This is a genomic window from Faunimonas pinastri, from assembly GCF_900110915.1.
Taxonomy (GTDB): Bacteria; Pseudomonadota; Alphaproteobacteria; order Rhizobiales; family Afifellaceae; genus Faunimonas; species Faunimonas pinastri.
Genome location: NZ_FOFG01000018.1, coordinates 54,456 through 67,968 on the forward strand (window position 1 = coordinate 54,456; position 13,513 = coordinate 67,968).

The 13,513-nt window shown below is 66.3% G+C and carries 8 protein-coding genes, 1 tRNA gene and 1 pseudogene; 6 read left to right on the forward strand and 4 right to left on the reverse strand.

Translation table 11 applies throughout. The features are described 5' to 3' along the window. Positions 1-15: 15 nt before the first annotated feature. Positions 16-4,743, reverse strand: a complete 4,728-nt coding sequence (gene gltB, locus BMY25_RS18200; RefSeq protein WP_092499306.1) for a glutamate synthase large subunit — start codon at positions 4,741-4,743, stop codon at positions 16-18. Positions 4,744-5,139: 396 nt separating this feature from the next. On the opposite strand from gltB, the gene BMY25_RS18205 reads away from it, so the two are divergent. Beyond that, positions 5,140-6,180, forward strand: a complete 1,041-nt coding sequence (locus tag BMY25_RS18205; RefSeq protein ID WP_092499308.1) for a threonine aldolase family protein — start codon at positions 5,140-5,142, stop codon at positions 6,178-6,180. A gap of 70 nt (positions 6,181-6,250) precedes the next feature. Here BMY25_RS18205 and BMY25_RS18210 read toward each other — a convergent pair whose 3' ends face one another. Then, complete coding sequence (locus tag BMY25_RS18210) at positions 6,251-6,712, reverse strand: Hsp20 family protein (protein ID WP_092499310.1); 462 nt, start codon at positions 6,710-6,712, stop codon at positions 6,251-6,253. Between the two features lie 230 nt (positions 6,713-6,942). Here BMY25_RS18210 and BMY25_RS18215 point away from each other — a divergent pair, with 230 nt between their 5' ends. Both BMY25_RS18215 and BMY25_RS18220 read left to right on the forward strand, forming a co-directional pair. Continuing rightward, a complete protein-coding gene (locus BMY25_RS18215) occupies positions 6,943-8,217 on the forward strand; it encodes a hypothetical protein (protein ID WP_092499312.1) in 1,275 nt (424 codons plus the stop codon). Positions 8,218-8,378: 161 nt separating this feature from the next. Further along, positions 8,379-9,302, forward strand: a complete 924-nt coding sequence (locus BMY25_RS18220) for an alpha/beta fold hydrolase (RefSeq protein WP_092499314.1) — start codon at positions 8,379-8,381, stop codon at positions 9,300-9,302. A gap of 15 nt (positions 9,303-9,317) precedes the next feature. Here BMY25_RS18220 and hisN read toward each other — a convergent pair whose 3' ends face one another. Together hisN and BMY25_RS18230 are read right to left on the reverse strand one after the other, a co-directional pair. Further along, complete coding sequence (gene hisN, locus BMY25_RS18225; RefSeq protein ID WP_092499316.1) at positions 9,318-10,124, reverse strand: histidinol-phosphatase; 807 nt, start codon at positions 10,122-10,124, stop codon at positions 9,318-9,320. A 259-nt stretch (positions 10,125-10,383) separates the two neighbouring features. After that, the gene (locus tag BMY25_RS18230; protein WP_092499318.1) at positions 10,384-11,316 is read right to left on the reverse strand and encodes an N-formylglutamate amidohydrolase; all 933 of its coding nucleotides are present in this window, start codon (positions 11,314-11,316) and stop codon (positions 10,384-10,386) included. Between the two features lie 152 nt (positions 11,317-11,468). On the opposite strand from BMY25_RS18230, the gene cpdR reads away from it, so the two are divergent. From cpdR to istA, 3 genes and pseudogenes are all read left to right on the forward strand, one after another. Further along, on the forward strand, positions 11,469-11,828 hold the full coding sequence (gene cpdR / locus BMY25_RS18235) for a cell cycle two-component system response regulator CpdR (RefSeq protein ID WP_092499320.1): 360 nt from the start codon (positions 11,469-11,471) through the stop codon (positions 11,826-11,828). A 104-nt stretch (positions 11,829-11,932) separates the two neighbouring features. Continuing rightward, a tRNA-Val gene (locus BMY25_RS18240) sits at positions 11,933-12,007 on the forward strand. A gap of 476 nt (positions 12,008-12,483) precedes the next feature. After that, a pseudogene (gene istA / locus BMY25_RS18250) lies at positions 12,484-13,438 on the forward strand (IS21 family transposase); the annotation flags it as partial. Positions 13,439-13,513: the final 75 nt, after the last annotated feature.

Here is a 13,513-nt window from a genome sequence, read left to right on the forward strand (position 1 = left end):
CCTGCTTCCAGCGCGCTATTCAGCCGCGACCGCGCCCATGCGCATCTGCTCCATTTCCAGGAGCGCCCGCCGGTACTCGACCGGCATCACCTTGACGAACCGGGAGCGATAGGCCGCCCAGTTCTCCATGATATGCCGGGCGCGTTTGGAGCCCGTGTGGTTCAGATGGCTTTCGATCAGAGTGAGCAGACGCTCCTGATCGTGGCTGTTCATGTCGGACGTCACGTCGACGCGGCCGTGGAACTCGATGTCGCCGCCATGATGGTGCAACTGCTCCATCAGATCGTCCTCTTCCGGGACCGGCTCCAGTTCCACCATCGCGAGGTTGCAGCGCGAGGAGAAGGTGCCGTCCTCGTCCAGGACATAGGCGACGCCGCCGGACATGCCGGCCGCGAAGTTGCGTCCGGTCTGGCCTAGAACGACGACCACGCCGCCGGTCATGTACTCGCAGCCGTGGTCGCCCACGCCTTCCACGACCGCCACCGCGCCGGAGTTGCGAACGGCGAAGCGCTCCCCGGCGACGCCGCCGAAATAGGCCTCGCCCTCGATCGCACCGTAGAGAACGGTGTTGCCGACGATGATGGAGTTGGCCGGATCCACGCGGGTGTCGGCGCGCGGGCGCACCACCAGCCGGCCGCCGGAAAGACCCTTGCCGACATAGTCGTTGGCCTCGCCGACGAGATCGAAGCTGACGCCGCGGGCAAGGAACGCGCCGAAGGACTGGCCAGCCGTGCCCTGAAGCTTCACCGTGATCGTGTCGACCGGCAGGCCGCGATGCTTGTAGCGCTTGGCGACCTCGCCGGAGAGCATGGCGCCCACCGAGCGGTCGAGGTTGCGGATCGCCGCTTCCACCACCACGGGCTCGCGCCGCTCCAGCGCCGGCATCGCTTGCGCGATGAGCCTGCGGTCCAGCACGTCGTCGATCGGATGCGTCTGGCGCTCCGTCCAGCGCAGCGCCTCCGGCTTCGCCTCGGGCTTGTAGAAGACCCGGGAGAAGTCGAGGCCCCTGCGCTTCCAGTGATCGAGCAAGGAGCGGGAATCCAGCCGGTCGGACTGGCCGATGATCTCGTCCAGCTTGCGCGCGCCCATCTTCGCCAGATGCTCGCGCACCTCTTCGGCGACGAAGAAGAGATAGTTGATGATGTGCTCCGGCGTGCCCTTGAAGCGCTTGCGGAGCACCGGATCCTGCGTCGCCACGCCCACCGGGCAGGTGTTCAGGTGGCACTTGCGCATCATGATGCAGCCGACCGCGATCAGCGGGGCGGTGGCGAAGCCGAACTCGTCTGCGCCCAGGAGCGCGCCGACGATGACGTCGCGGCCGGTGCGCAGGCCGCCATCGACCTGCAGGGCGACGCGCGAGCGCAGGCCGTTCTCCACCAGCGTCTGCTGGGTTTCCGCCAGGCCCATCTCCCAGGGAGAGCCGGCATGCTTGATCGCCGTCAGCGGGCTGGCGCCCGTGCCGCCGTCATAGCCGGACACGGTGATGTGGTCGGCGCGCGCCTTGGCGACGCCGGCCGCGACGGTGCCGACGCCCACTTCGGAAACGAGCTTCACCGACACGTCGGCCGCCGGATTGGTCGACTTCAGGTCGAAGATCAGCTGTGCCAGGTCTTCGATGGAATAGATGTCGTGGTGCGGCGGCGGCGAAATCAGGCCGACGCCCGGCGTGGAATGCCGGACCTTGGCCACGACAGCATCGACCTTGTGGCCGGGCAGCTGGCCGCCCTCGCCGGGCTTGGCGCCCTGCGCGACCTTGATCTGCATCATGTCGGAATTGACGAGATATTCCGCCGTGACGCCGAAGCGGCCCGAGGCGACCTGCTTGATCGCGGAACGCTTGGAATCGCCGTTGGGCAGAACGCGGAACCGCTCGGGCTCCTCGCCGCCTTCGCCGGTGTTCGACTTGCCGCCGATCCGGTTCATGGCGATCGCCATGGTCTCGTGGGCCTCACGGGAAATCGAGCCGAAGCTCATCGCGCCGGTGACGAAGCGCTTCACGATATCGGCGGCCGGCTCGACCTCATCCAGAGGCACGGGGACGAGCCCCGCTTCCTCGGCCATGCGGATGCGGAAGAGGCCGCGGATGGTGAGGTTGCGTTCCGCCTCGCCGTCGACGAGGTGGGAGAAGGCGCGGAACTTGTCCATGCCCTCGCCGCGAACGGCGTGCTGCAGGAAGGCCACCGCGTCCGGCGTCCAGATATGGTCCTCGCCGCGCATCCGGTAGACATACTCGCCGCCGATATCGAGCGCCCGGCGCAGCACCGGATCGTCGCTGAAGGCGAGCGTGTGCCGGCGCACCGTCTCTTCGGCGATCTCCGCCAGGCCGACGCCCTCGATGGTCGTCGCCGTGCCGAAGAAGAACTGCTCGATGAACGCGGAGGACAGGCCGATCGCGTCAAAGATCTGCGCGCCGCAATAGGACTGGTAGGTCGAGATGCCCATCTTGGACATGATCTTCAGGATGCCCTTGCCGACCGACTTGATGAAGCGCTTCACCACTTCTTCGGAATCGACCGCGTCCGGGAATGCCCCTTCCGCGTGCAGGGCCGCCAGCGTCTCGAAGGCGAGGTAGGGGTTGATCGCCTCGGCGCCGTAGCCGGCGAGCACCGCGAACTGGTGAACCTCGCGCGCCTCGCCCGTCTCCACGACGAGACCCACGGAGGTGCGGAGCCCCTTGCGGATCAGGTGATGGTGGACGGCAGCGGTCGCCAGCAGCGCGGGTATAGCGATGCGCGATGCCGCGAGCAGCCGGTCCGACAGCACGATGATGTTGTAGCCGCCGAGCACCGCCTTTTCAGCGTGTTCGCAGAGGTCCTTCAGCGCCGCCTGCATGCCTTCCGCGCCGTTCTCGGCGGGATAGGTGACGTCGAGCGTGCAGGTCTGGAACTCGTTGTCGGCCATGTCGCCGATGCCGCGGATCTTCTCCAGGTCGGCATTGGTCAGGATCGGCTGGCGCACCTGCAGTCGGCGACGCTTCGACAGCCCCTCCAGGTCGAAGAGGTTCGGGCGCGGGCCGATGAACGACACCAGGCTCATCACGATTTCCTCGCGGATCGGATCGATCGGCGGGTTCGTGACCTGGGCGAAGTTCTGCTTGAAGTAGGAATAGAGCAGCTTCGACTTGTCCGACAGCACGGCGACCGGCGTGTCGGTGCCCATCGAGCCGACGGCTTCCTGCCCGGTGACCGCCATCGGGGCCATCAGGAACTTGAGGTCTTCCTGCGTGTAGCCGAAGGCCTGCTGGCGATCGAGCAGCGATTCCGCCGTGGAAGGCGCCTGTGAGGGAACCTTGGGCAGGTCTTCCAGCACGATCTGCGTGCCCGCCACCCACTTGCGGTAGGGATTGGCGGTGGAAAGCCGGGTCTTCAGCTCGGCATCGTCGATGATGCGGCCTTCCTCCAGGTCGATCAGCAGCATCTTGCCGGGCTGGAGGCGCCACTTGCGGACGATCTTCTCTTCCGGGATCGGCAGCACGCCGGCCTCGGAGGCCATGACGACGAGGTCGTCATCGGTCACGAGATAGCGGGCCGGGCGCAGGCCGTTGCGGTCCAGCGTCGCGCCGATCTGGCGACCGTCGGTGAAGGCGATCGCCGCCGGGCCATCCCACGGCTCCATGATGGAAGCGTGGTATTCGTAGAAAGCGCGGCGATCCTCGTCCATCAGCGGGTTGCCGGCCCAGGCCTCCGGCACCAGCGTCATGGCCGCGTGCGACATCTCGTATCCACCCATCATGAGGAATTCGAGCGCGTTGTCGAAGCAGGCGGTGTCGGACTGGCCCTCGTAGGAGATCGGCCACAGCTTCTCGATCTCCTCGCCGAAAGCCGGGGAGGAAACGGAAGCCTGCCGCGCGGCCATCCAGTTGACGTTGCCGCGCAGCGTGTTGATCTCGCCGTTGTGGGCGACCATCCGGTAGGGATGGGCGAGCCGCCAGGACGGGAAGGTGTTGGTGGAGAAACGCTGGTGGACCAGAGCCAGCGCGGAGGCGAAGCGCTCGTCCTTCAGGTCGGCGTAATAGGCGCCGAGCTGGTCGGCCAGGAACATGCCCTTGTAGACCACCGTGCGGCTCGACAGCGAGACGATGTAGAATCCGTGGTCGTCGCCCTTGCCCTCGCGATAGATGGTGTTGGAGATCACCTTGCGCAGGATGAAGAGGCGGCGCTCGAAGTCGTCCTCGGCCACGTCCTCGCCGCGCGCGATGAAGATCTGCCGGTGAACCGGCTCCGCCGCGCGGATGTTCGCTTCTTGGCTGAGGCAGGAATTGTCGACCGGCACCGTGCGCCAGCCGAGCAGGGTCTGCCCTTCCGCCGCGATGACCTTTTCGACCACGTCCTCGAAATGCGCGCGCAGGCTCTCGTCCTGCGGCATGAAGAGGTAGCCGACGCCGTACTGGCCGGCTTCCGGCAGCGCAAAGCCGAGGGAGGCGCACTCCGCCTTGAAGAAGTCGTGCGGGATCTGCACGAGCATGCCGGCGCCGTCGCCGACCAGCGGGTCCGCGCCCACCGCGCCGCGATGCGTCAGGTTCTCCAGGAGCTGGAGACCGTCCGACACGATCTTGTGCGACTTGCGGCCCTTCATGTCGGCGATGAAGCCGACGCCGCAGGCATCGCGATCGTTGCGCCGGTCGTAGAGGCCCGGGCCCTTGTGCGTCGTTCGAGGATTCGTCATGCGGGCGGCGCGTTTGGCGGCCGCATGGGCTTCCGCCGCATGAATGACCCTCAACGCCTCTGCCGACTTCTCGCTCATGACTTCCTCGTCTGATCCGGGAACTTATGTCCCCTTGTTCGGAGCGTCCGCTCCAGTTGGGACCCACTGTTTACCAGCCGGTCCCGCGAAGGTCCGTGACTTATCGAACACGGACTTTGTTCTTGTATGGCGATCTGATGCCCCCGCATGCGCGACCATGCAGGCAGCACCAACCATCCGCCCGCGAACGCACCGATCCGAAACCAGTGCCCGACAGGCAGATGTAGGACAACATGGCTGTCCTTTGCCTATACATGACAGATATGCAATGAAGCGGCAAGGGCTTGGCGGGCACCATCCCGCCGGAAAGCTTCCGTGGCCCGAAATCCGGCACTTTTCCCGTGCCCGAAAACTGTCTGGCTGGCTGTCCGGATAGTTCTGACAGGAATTCGCATCATGTTTTTTGCAAGCGACAACTGGGCCGGGGCGCATCCCGCGATCATCGACGCCATGGCGCGCGAAGCCGGCGGCTATGCCGCCGCCTACGGCGCGAGCGAGGTCGACCGCCGCGCCGAAGCGGTTTTCTCCACCCTGTTCGAGCGCGAGGTCGCCGTCTTCTTCGTGGGGACGGGGACGGCCGCCAATTCGCTGGCGCTGGCCGCGATGGCGAGGCCGGGCGGGCTGATCTTCTGCCATGCGGGAAGCCATGTCGTGGAGGACGAATGCGGTGCGGTGGAGTTCCAGAGCGGCAACCGGCTCTTCCACATCGCGGGCCCGGACGGCAAGATCTCGCCGGAGGCACTGGAAGCGGCGTTTGCCCGGTTCACGCCGGAATTCGTCCATGCCGGCCGGCCCGTGGGCGTGACGATCACCCAGGGCACGGAAGCCGGCACCGCCTACAGCGTCGACGAAGTACGGCGGCTCGCCGAGATCACCCACGCCCACGGTCTGCCCCTCCATATGGACGGCGCGCGTTTCGCCAACGCCCTGATGCGGAGCAATGCGAGCGCGGCGGAGATGACGTGGAAGGCCGGCGTCGACCTCATGTCGTTCGGCGGTACCAAGAACGGCTGCATCGAGGCGGAGGCGATCGTCGTCTTCGAGCCCGCCCGTTTCCCGGACCTGCCGTTCCTGCGCAAGCGCGCCGGCCATCTCTTTTCCAAGACGCGCTTCATCGCCGCGCAGTTCGAGGCCTACCTGCAGGACGGGCTGTGGCGGAAGCTGGCGAGCCATGCCAACGACATGGCGGACCGGCTGCGGACGGGCTTCCATGTCTCGGCGCAAGCCCGGATCGCTTGGACGACGGACACCAACGAGGTCTTCGCCATCCTGACGAAGGGCGGGGCGGAGCGGGCGCGGGCGGCGGGGGCGGTCTTCTACGACTGGCATCCGCCGGCGGGCACCGCGCTCGGTGCCGACGAGATCATGATCCGCCTCGTCACCTCCTTCGCCACGACGGCCGAGGATGTGGCGGGCTTCCTCGCCGCGCTCGGCTGAGGAACGCCTGAACGAAAAGCGCCCCGGAGATGATCCGGGGCGCCCGAAAGGCCTATGCCTTCAGTCAGCGTTACGCGGCCTTCGCGTCGATCTGCGGGGCGTTGTTGTTGCCGCCGATCGCAATCTTGCGGGGCTTCATGGCCTCCGGCAGTTCGCGGACGAGATCGATGTGGAGCAGGCCGTTCTCAAGGCTGGCGCCGGTCACCTCGACATGGTCGGCAAGCTGGAAGCGGCGCTCGAAGGCGCGGGACGCGATGCCCCGGTAGAGCACTTCGCGCTCACCTTCCTTCTGCTCGTCCTTCTTGTCGCCCTTGATCGTCAGGACGTTTTCCTTGGACTGGATGTCGAGATCGTTCTCGCCGAAGCCGGCGACCGCCATGGAGATCCGGTAGCTGGTGTTGCCGGTCCGCTCGATGTTGTAGGGCGGGTAGGGCTGCTGCGCCGTGTCGCCGGACAGGCTGTCGAGCAGGTTGAACATGCGGTCGAAGCCGACCGTGGAACGATAAAGCGGGCTCAGATCAAACTGACGCATTTTGAAAGTCCTCGTTGAGCGACTGTCTCTAAAAACCGGCTCGTGACCTCCCGTCTGGCGAGGTTTCGGCCGGCGATTGCGGACCCGATTGGCATCCGCACAGCAACATTTGGTTGCCCGAAAACACCGTTCAAGGATGTTTTGGCCCGAAAACCGTCTTTTTTTGGCGCAATCGCTGGGATCCAATTATCCTTGGAACCTGAGCGGCATCTGGTCGCGCGGAGGTGGTGATGTTGAAGGTCGCTTTGATCGGGGCGCTGGCTGGTCTGACCGGAGCGGCCGCCTTGCCGGCCGTCGCCACGGCGGGGCAGGCCGCGCCTCCTGCCTTCGGGTTCGTCGCCGGCCCGGCGCCTGGGCTGAACCGGCCGGCGGCCGCAACCGGTGTCATCCCCGTGCAGTGGTACTATGACGGCCCGCCCGTCTACCAGGAGGCACCCGGCTATTATCCGCCGCCCGAGGCGCCGCGCTGGCGTGAGCCGCGCTACGCGCCGCAGGAGCGTTCCGGCGTCGATATCCCCGCCACCCGGCGCATCCTGCGCCAGCAGGGCTACCGCGATTTCGGCACCTTCCGAATCCGTCCGGGCTATTACGTCGTGCAGGCGATCGACCCCTCCAACAACCTCGTGGAACTCGTGATCTCGGCGACCTCGGGCCGGGTGGAGGAATCCACCATCCTGCGCCCGGGCTACGAGCAGCGCTCGCCGCAGCGGGGAACTTCCGGCCCGGCTCCCTATTCGCCGCCGCGCGCCGCCCGGCCGCAAGCACCCGCGCCGCAGCCGCATGCGCGGCCCAAGGCCGCGCCGCAACCGGAACCCAAGCCACAGTCTCAGCAATCGCCGTCGTCGTCGCCGTCCCTTGAGGATGCGCACAAGATGAGGGAGCAGAGTGCTCCGGCGCAGAACCAGGCGCCGGCGGCTCCCGCGCAGCCGACCACGCCTGCGGCGCCGGCCGCCCCTGCCCAGCCTGCGGCGCCTTCCGCACCCACGGCGTCACCTGCCAGGCCGGAGCCGGCCCCATCGAACGCGGCCCCGTCGAACGCGGCTCCCTCCGCTCCGGCGACCCCGGCCGCACCGGCGCCCTCGGCTGCTCCGACCACGCCCCCGACGCCGGTCGCACCGGCCACGCCCGCAACCCCGGCCGCGCCGACGCCCGCCCAGAGTTCTCCGGCTCCCGCGACCCCGGCCGCTCCGGCAACTCCCGCGCCAGCGCCGTCCACTCCGCCGGCTTCCAGCGCGGCGCCCGCGACCCCGACGCCCGCACCGGCACCCGCTGCCGCGCCGGCCCAGGCCCCCGCTCCGGCCCCGGTTCCGGCAAAACCGGACGCGAACGTTTCGGGTTCTGGCGCGTCCGGGGCTACGCCGGGCGCCACGACCGGATCTTCGACCTCGGGTGGTCCGACACCCTATGTGCCGCCCAAGCCCGACGCTCCCAAGGCGGACGAGGCCAAGCCAGACGTGCCGAAGCCACAGGCGAAGGCTGGCGGCAATCCGCTGGTCGTTTATTGATCGCAGGCCGGCGGGACGCTGCCTCTCAGCGCCGCGCCGGCTTCCTCTTCGGCTGCCTTCCGGCCCTCGCGTCCTCCGGCAGCCTTTGTTGCCAGCTCTTGCGACCGCGTCTATGACTTGCCCGGCCGCAATCCTTCCGGCGGCGTGAGGCAGCGCGCGTCTTGGCCGAACTCGTCGACATTCCCGAGAACCCGGTTCCGGCGGGCGCCGTGGCGATTACGGTTACCACGCCCGACGGCATCGCCCTGCGGGCCGCGCGCTGGGCGGCACCGCCCGGCCGACCGCGCGGCACCGTCCTCATCGTCAACGGTCGTACCGAGTTCATCGAGCGCTATTTCGAGACCGTGGGGGATCTGAAGCGGCGCGGCTATGCCGTGGCGGCCTTCGACTGGCGCGGGCAGGGCGGGTCGCAGCGCCTGCTTGCCGATCCGCGCAAGGGCTATGTCCGCAGCTTCTCCGATTACGTGACGGACCTGCAGACGGTGATGAGCAATGTCGTGCTCAGCGACTGCCCGCCGCCTTATTACCTGCTTGCCCATTCCACCGGCGGGGCCGTGGCGCTGCTTTACGCCGAGCGCGCGCGGACGCAGATCGAGCGCATGGTGCTGAACGCGCCATTGGTCGGGCTGCCGCACCGGGTGATGCTAATGCGCCCGCTGCTGGCGACGCTCTCGGCCCTGCAACTGGGCAAGCTCAGCGTGCCCGGCCGCAAGGACCCCATCACGGACGCCTTCGAGCGCAACGTGGTGACCAGCGATCCCGGGCGCTACCATCGCCGCAGCTTCGTGCTGGAGGCGAATCCGGCGCTGGGCATCGGCCTGCCGACGATCGGCTGGACGGCGGCGGCCTTTCGCGCGATGCGGCGGCTCAACGATCCCGGGTTTGCCGAAAGCCTGCGCCTGCCCACGCTCTTCGTGCTGCCCGGGGACGACCGCGTGGTCGATCCGTTCGCCGTGGAACGCTTGGCCGGTCGGCTGAAATCGGCGGCGCTGGTGCGCGTCAGCGGCGCGCGGCATGAACTCCTGATGGAGCGGGACTGCTACCGAGAGCAGTTCTGGGCGGCGTTCGACGCCTTCATGCTCTGACGTCCGGCCGGGTTTTCAGCCGCCGAGCATCTCCAGCGCGGCATCCAGCACGCGCCGGTCGCCTGCCGCCAGCACCTGTCCGCCACCGGTCTTGTCCTGCCCGGCCCAGTCTGTGACGAAACCGCCGGCGCCCCGGATCACCGGGATGATCGGCTCGATATCGTAGGGCTTCAGCCCGGATTCGATCACGCAGTCGATGAAGCCCGAGGCAACCATCGCATAGGCGTAGCAATCGTAGCCGTATCGCGTCAGCCGTACGGACCGCTCCACCGCGCGGTAGCGATCCTGCTCATCGCCGACGAAGAGCTGCGGCATGGTGGTGGAAAGCGTCGCCTCGGCTAGGCCGGAGCAGGCGCGCGTGCGGATCGGTCGCCGCTCGCCGTTGCGCTCCACCCATGCCCCTTCCGCCGACCCATAGAAGCGCTCGCCGATATAAGGCTGGGCGACCATGCCGAGCGTCGGCACGCCCTGGTGGCGCAGGCCGATCAGCACGCCCCAGAGCGGCAGGCCGGAGATGAAGGCGCGCGTGCCGTCGATCGGATCGAGCACCCAGACCCATTCCGCGTCCGCATTCTCCGCGCCGAATTCCTCGCCGAGGATGCCGTGCTCGGGAAACCGCCGGGCGATCAGCTCGCGCATCGCGGTCTCCGCATTGCGGTCGGCGATCGTCACCGGATCGAAAACGCCATCGGTCGTGGCAGCGCCCTTGTCGGTGACGGAAAGTCCGGTGCGGAAATGCGGCAGGATCGCCTCGCCCGCGGCATCGGCCAGTTCGTGCAGGAAGGGGATCAGGCTTTCTGCGGCGGAAATCGGGGATGGCATCGCGACAAGCGTCCTTTCGCGCCGGTGGCTTCCCGTCCCGGCTTGCACTCCCGCCTCATAGCGTCACCGCCCCGCCGCCACGAGCCAAATCTTTGCGCATCCGGCCTCGGGAGGGTCTTGCGCTTTTGTGCAGAGCACAATAGATTGTGCATTGCGATATCCGTATCGCAGCCCTCTTTAGGGCGTTTCCTCCCTAGACTTGGGCCGCACTTCGGTGCGGCCTTTTTTTGTGCGGTGCAACAGGTTTGCGGCGGCGGACCTATTCCGCGGCCTCGCGCAAGGCGAGCGGGAGGGAAAAGGTGCCCATCGTCTCGATCAGCGCCTGCGCCAGCCCTTCCAGGTTCGCCCTCAGGTCGTCGAAGCCCTCATGGGGGGCAAGCGCCGCCTCGTCCATGTAGAGGGCCCGGTTCACTTCGATCTGCAGCGTATGCAGGCCGCCATAGGGTCGGCCGTAATGCTCGGTGATGAAGCCGCCGGCATAGGGCTTGTTGCGGGCTACGTTGTAGCCTTGCGCCACCAGAAACTGGACCGCCGCCTCCGTCAGTTCCGGCATGCAACTCGTGCCGAAGCGGTCGCCCAGCACGAAATCCGGCCGCGAGCGCGCCGAAACGCCCTTGAGATGCGATGGCATGGAATGGCAGTCGATCAGGACCGCCTGCCCGAAGGTCTCATGCGTCTCCAGGAGCAGGCCCGACAACGCCTCATGGTAGGGATGGTAGATGTCGCGGATGCGCGCCATCGCTTCCTCCACCCGCAGCGGGCTACGATAGATCGGCGCGGTGTCGCTGACGATGCGCGGAATCGTGCCGAGCCCGCCGGCGACCCTGAGCGACCGCACATTGGCGAAGGGCGGCAGGCGGTCGGAGAACATCCTGGGGTCGAGCTCGTAGGGCTCGCGGTTCACGTCGAGATAGGCGCGGGGATAGACGGCGCGCATCAGTGGCGCTCCCAGCGCCCCGACGGAGCCGAACAGCGCGTCCACCATGAAGTCTTCGGAGCGGCGGATGCTTTGCCGGTCCAGGCACGAGGCTGCGAGGAAAGCCTCGGGATAGAAACTGCCGCTATGCGGGGAGTTGAAGACGAAGGGAACGAACTGGTGGTCGGGACGCCGGATCTGGAAGGGGACCTCGCGATGCCGGGAGGGATCTCGTGGATCGGCCGTCCAGTCGGCCGGAAAGCCGGTCTCACCCATGAACGCCTCGCAAATCACCACACACGATTTTGCATGCCCCTTTTCGGCCTGTCCATTGCGACGGCGTTGCCCCCGTTTCGCTTACCCGATATTTAACTCTCGGACCGTAGTGTGGTGCCATCATGATTGAACAGACCCCGCGGACACGCTTGATGAACCGGATCCTGCTGGCCGAAGACGATGAGGATATGCGGCGGTTCCTCACCAGAGCTCTTCAGAACGCTGGCTACGATGTCATCTCCTTCGACAACGGCCTGAGCGCCTATGAACGGCTCCGGGAAGAACCCTTCCACCTGCTTCTGACGGACATCGTCATGCCGGAGATGGATGGTATCGAGCTGGCGCGCAAGGCCAGCGAACTCGATCCCGATCTCAAGATCATGTTCATCACCGGCTTTGCCGCAGTCGCGCTGAACCCCGACATGCAGGCGCCGCGCGATGCCAAGATCCTGTCCAAGCCCTTCCATCTCAAGGATCTGGTGACGCAGGTCGCCCGGCTGATCGCGGCCTGAGGCTTTCCCCCCGGGATCTTTGTATATTTTCCGATGAGGCCCTTGCGTGGGCAGGGACCCAAGGGTATATCGCCCCCACCGCGAGAGCGGTTTCCGCAGAATTCGGGCGCGTAGCTCAGCGGGAGAGCACTACGTTGACATCGTAGGGGTCACAGGTTCGATCCCTGTCGCGCCCACCATCTTTATGGTGACAGAAAGCGGTTCACGACCTCCGGTCGGGGCCGCTTTTTTGTTGCTTGGCGGAAACTTGGCGGAAAAGGGGGTTTGACACTCCGCGGCCAGCTCCAGCAGCAGCTCCTCGACGGCAGACTTGGCGGTGGCGACGAAGTCGGGATCGAAGCGGCCATACCGGTCATTGGTCGATTCGCGTCGATGCCCCTGCCAGAGCTCCCGCTCCTCCTTCGGCACCTTCCTCCGTCTCAGCTCGGTCGCCAGCATGTGCCGGAGGCTCGTTGGCGCGAAGTCGGCTGGGGAGGGCCGGCTGTCTGGCGAACCGCCGCCCACGGCTTCCTGAGCACGACCACGGGCCTGCACCTCATACATTGTGGATCGGCGTGCAAAAGGCACCCCGTTAGCGGGGTGATCGGCGTCAAATAGGGACCCCTGATTTCGATGGTTTAGATGGCAGTCTGGTTATCCAGGCAGCGAGATCGGGATGTTGGTGGTGGAGACAGTAGTACGCATTCGGCGTGAGCATGCCGGAGGGAAGCCGATCAAGGCGATTGCCCGCGATCTTCACTTGTCCCGTAAGGTAATCCGCAAAGCGATCCGGGCGCCTGAGGGTGCTTTTGACTATCATCGATCGGTGCAGCCGCTGCCGCGCATCGGCCCTTTCCAAGACAGGTTGGACCTCCTGCTGGCGGAGAATGAAGCGCGGCATCGCCGTGACCGGGTGCGCATGACGCGGATCCACGATCTGCTGCAACGTGAAGGGTTCGAAGGTTCCTATGATGCCGTCAGGCGCTATGCGCGGCGATGGGCCGAAGCACGGCGTAAAGATCCAGGTGACGGGGTTGCAGCATTCATCCCTCTCTCGTTCAGGCCTTGGCGAGGCATATCAGTTCGACTGGAGCCACGAGGACGTGGAGATCGCTGGCAAGCCGATGCGGGTGAAGGTTGCGCATATGCGGCTTTGCGCGTCTCGGGCGGTGTACACGCGGGCTTATCCGCGTGAGACGCAGGAGATGGTGTTCGACGCACATGCCCGCGGTTTTGCGTTCTTCGGGGGCGTGCCGTTGCGCGGTATCTACGACAATATGAAGACCGCAGTGACCAGCGTGTTCGTCGGCAAGGAGCGGGTCTTCAACCGCCGGTTCCTGGTCATGGCCGATCATTATATGGTCGAGCCCACCGCCTGCTCTCCGGCCGCGGGTTGGGAGAAGGACCAAGTCGAGAATCAGGTTCAGACGATCCGCGGGCGTTTCGTCCAACCTCGGCTGCGCTTCGCCAGCCTGGAGGAGTTGAACGGTTGGCTGGAAGCCGAATGTCTGCGCTGGGCCATGATGCACTCGCACCCTGAACAGAAGGAACTGACCGTCGCCCAGGCTCTGGAGATGGAGCGCCCTGCGCTGCAGCCAGTGTTGGCTTCCTTGACGTGCCTCCAGGAATTCGGACCGTTTTGAGCTGGAATTTTCCACTTATGATCCCGGGATCGGGACGAGGAGAATTCCATGAAGACGTCGAAG

Coding starts and splice junctions, on each gene's coding strand:
- gltB (WP_092499306.1), bottom strand. CDS start 4,743: ATGAGCGAGAAGTCGGCAGAGGCGTTGAGGGTCATTCATGCGGCGGAA.
- BMY25_RS18230 (WP_092499318.1), bottom strand. CDS start 11,316: ATGGGTGAGACCGGCTTTCCGGCCGACTGGACGGCCGATCCACGAGAT.
- cpdR (WP_092499320.1), top strand. CDS start 11,469: ATGAACCGGATCCTGCTGGCCGAAGACGATGAGGATATGCGGCGGTTC.
- hisN (WP_092499316.1), bottom strand. CDS start 10,124: ATGCCATCCCCGATTTCCGCCGCAGAAAGCCTGATCCCCTTCCTGCAC.
- BMY25_RS18215 (WP_092499312.1), top strand. CDS start 6,943: ATGTTGAAGGTCGCTTTGATCGGGGCGCTGGCTGGTCTGACCGGAGCG.
- BMY25_RS18210 (WP_092499310.1), bottom strand. CDS start 6,712: ATGCGTCAGTTTGATCTGAGCCCGCTTTATCGTTCCACGGTCGGCTTC.
- BMY25_RS18205 (WP_092499308.1), top strand. CDS start 5,140: ATGTTTTTTGCAAGCGACAACTGGGCCGGGGCGCATCCCGCGATCATC.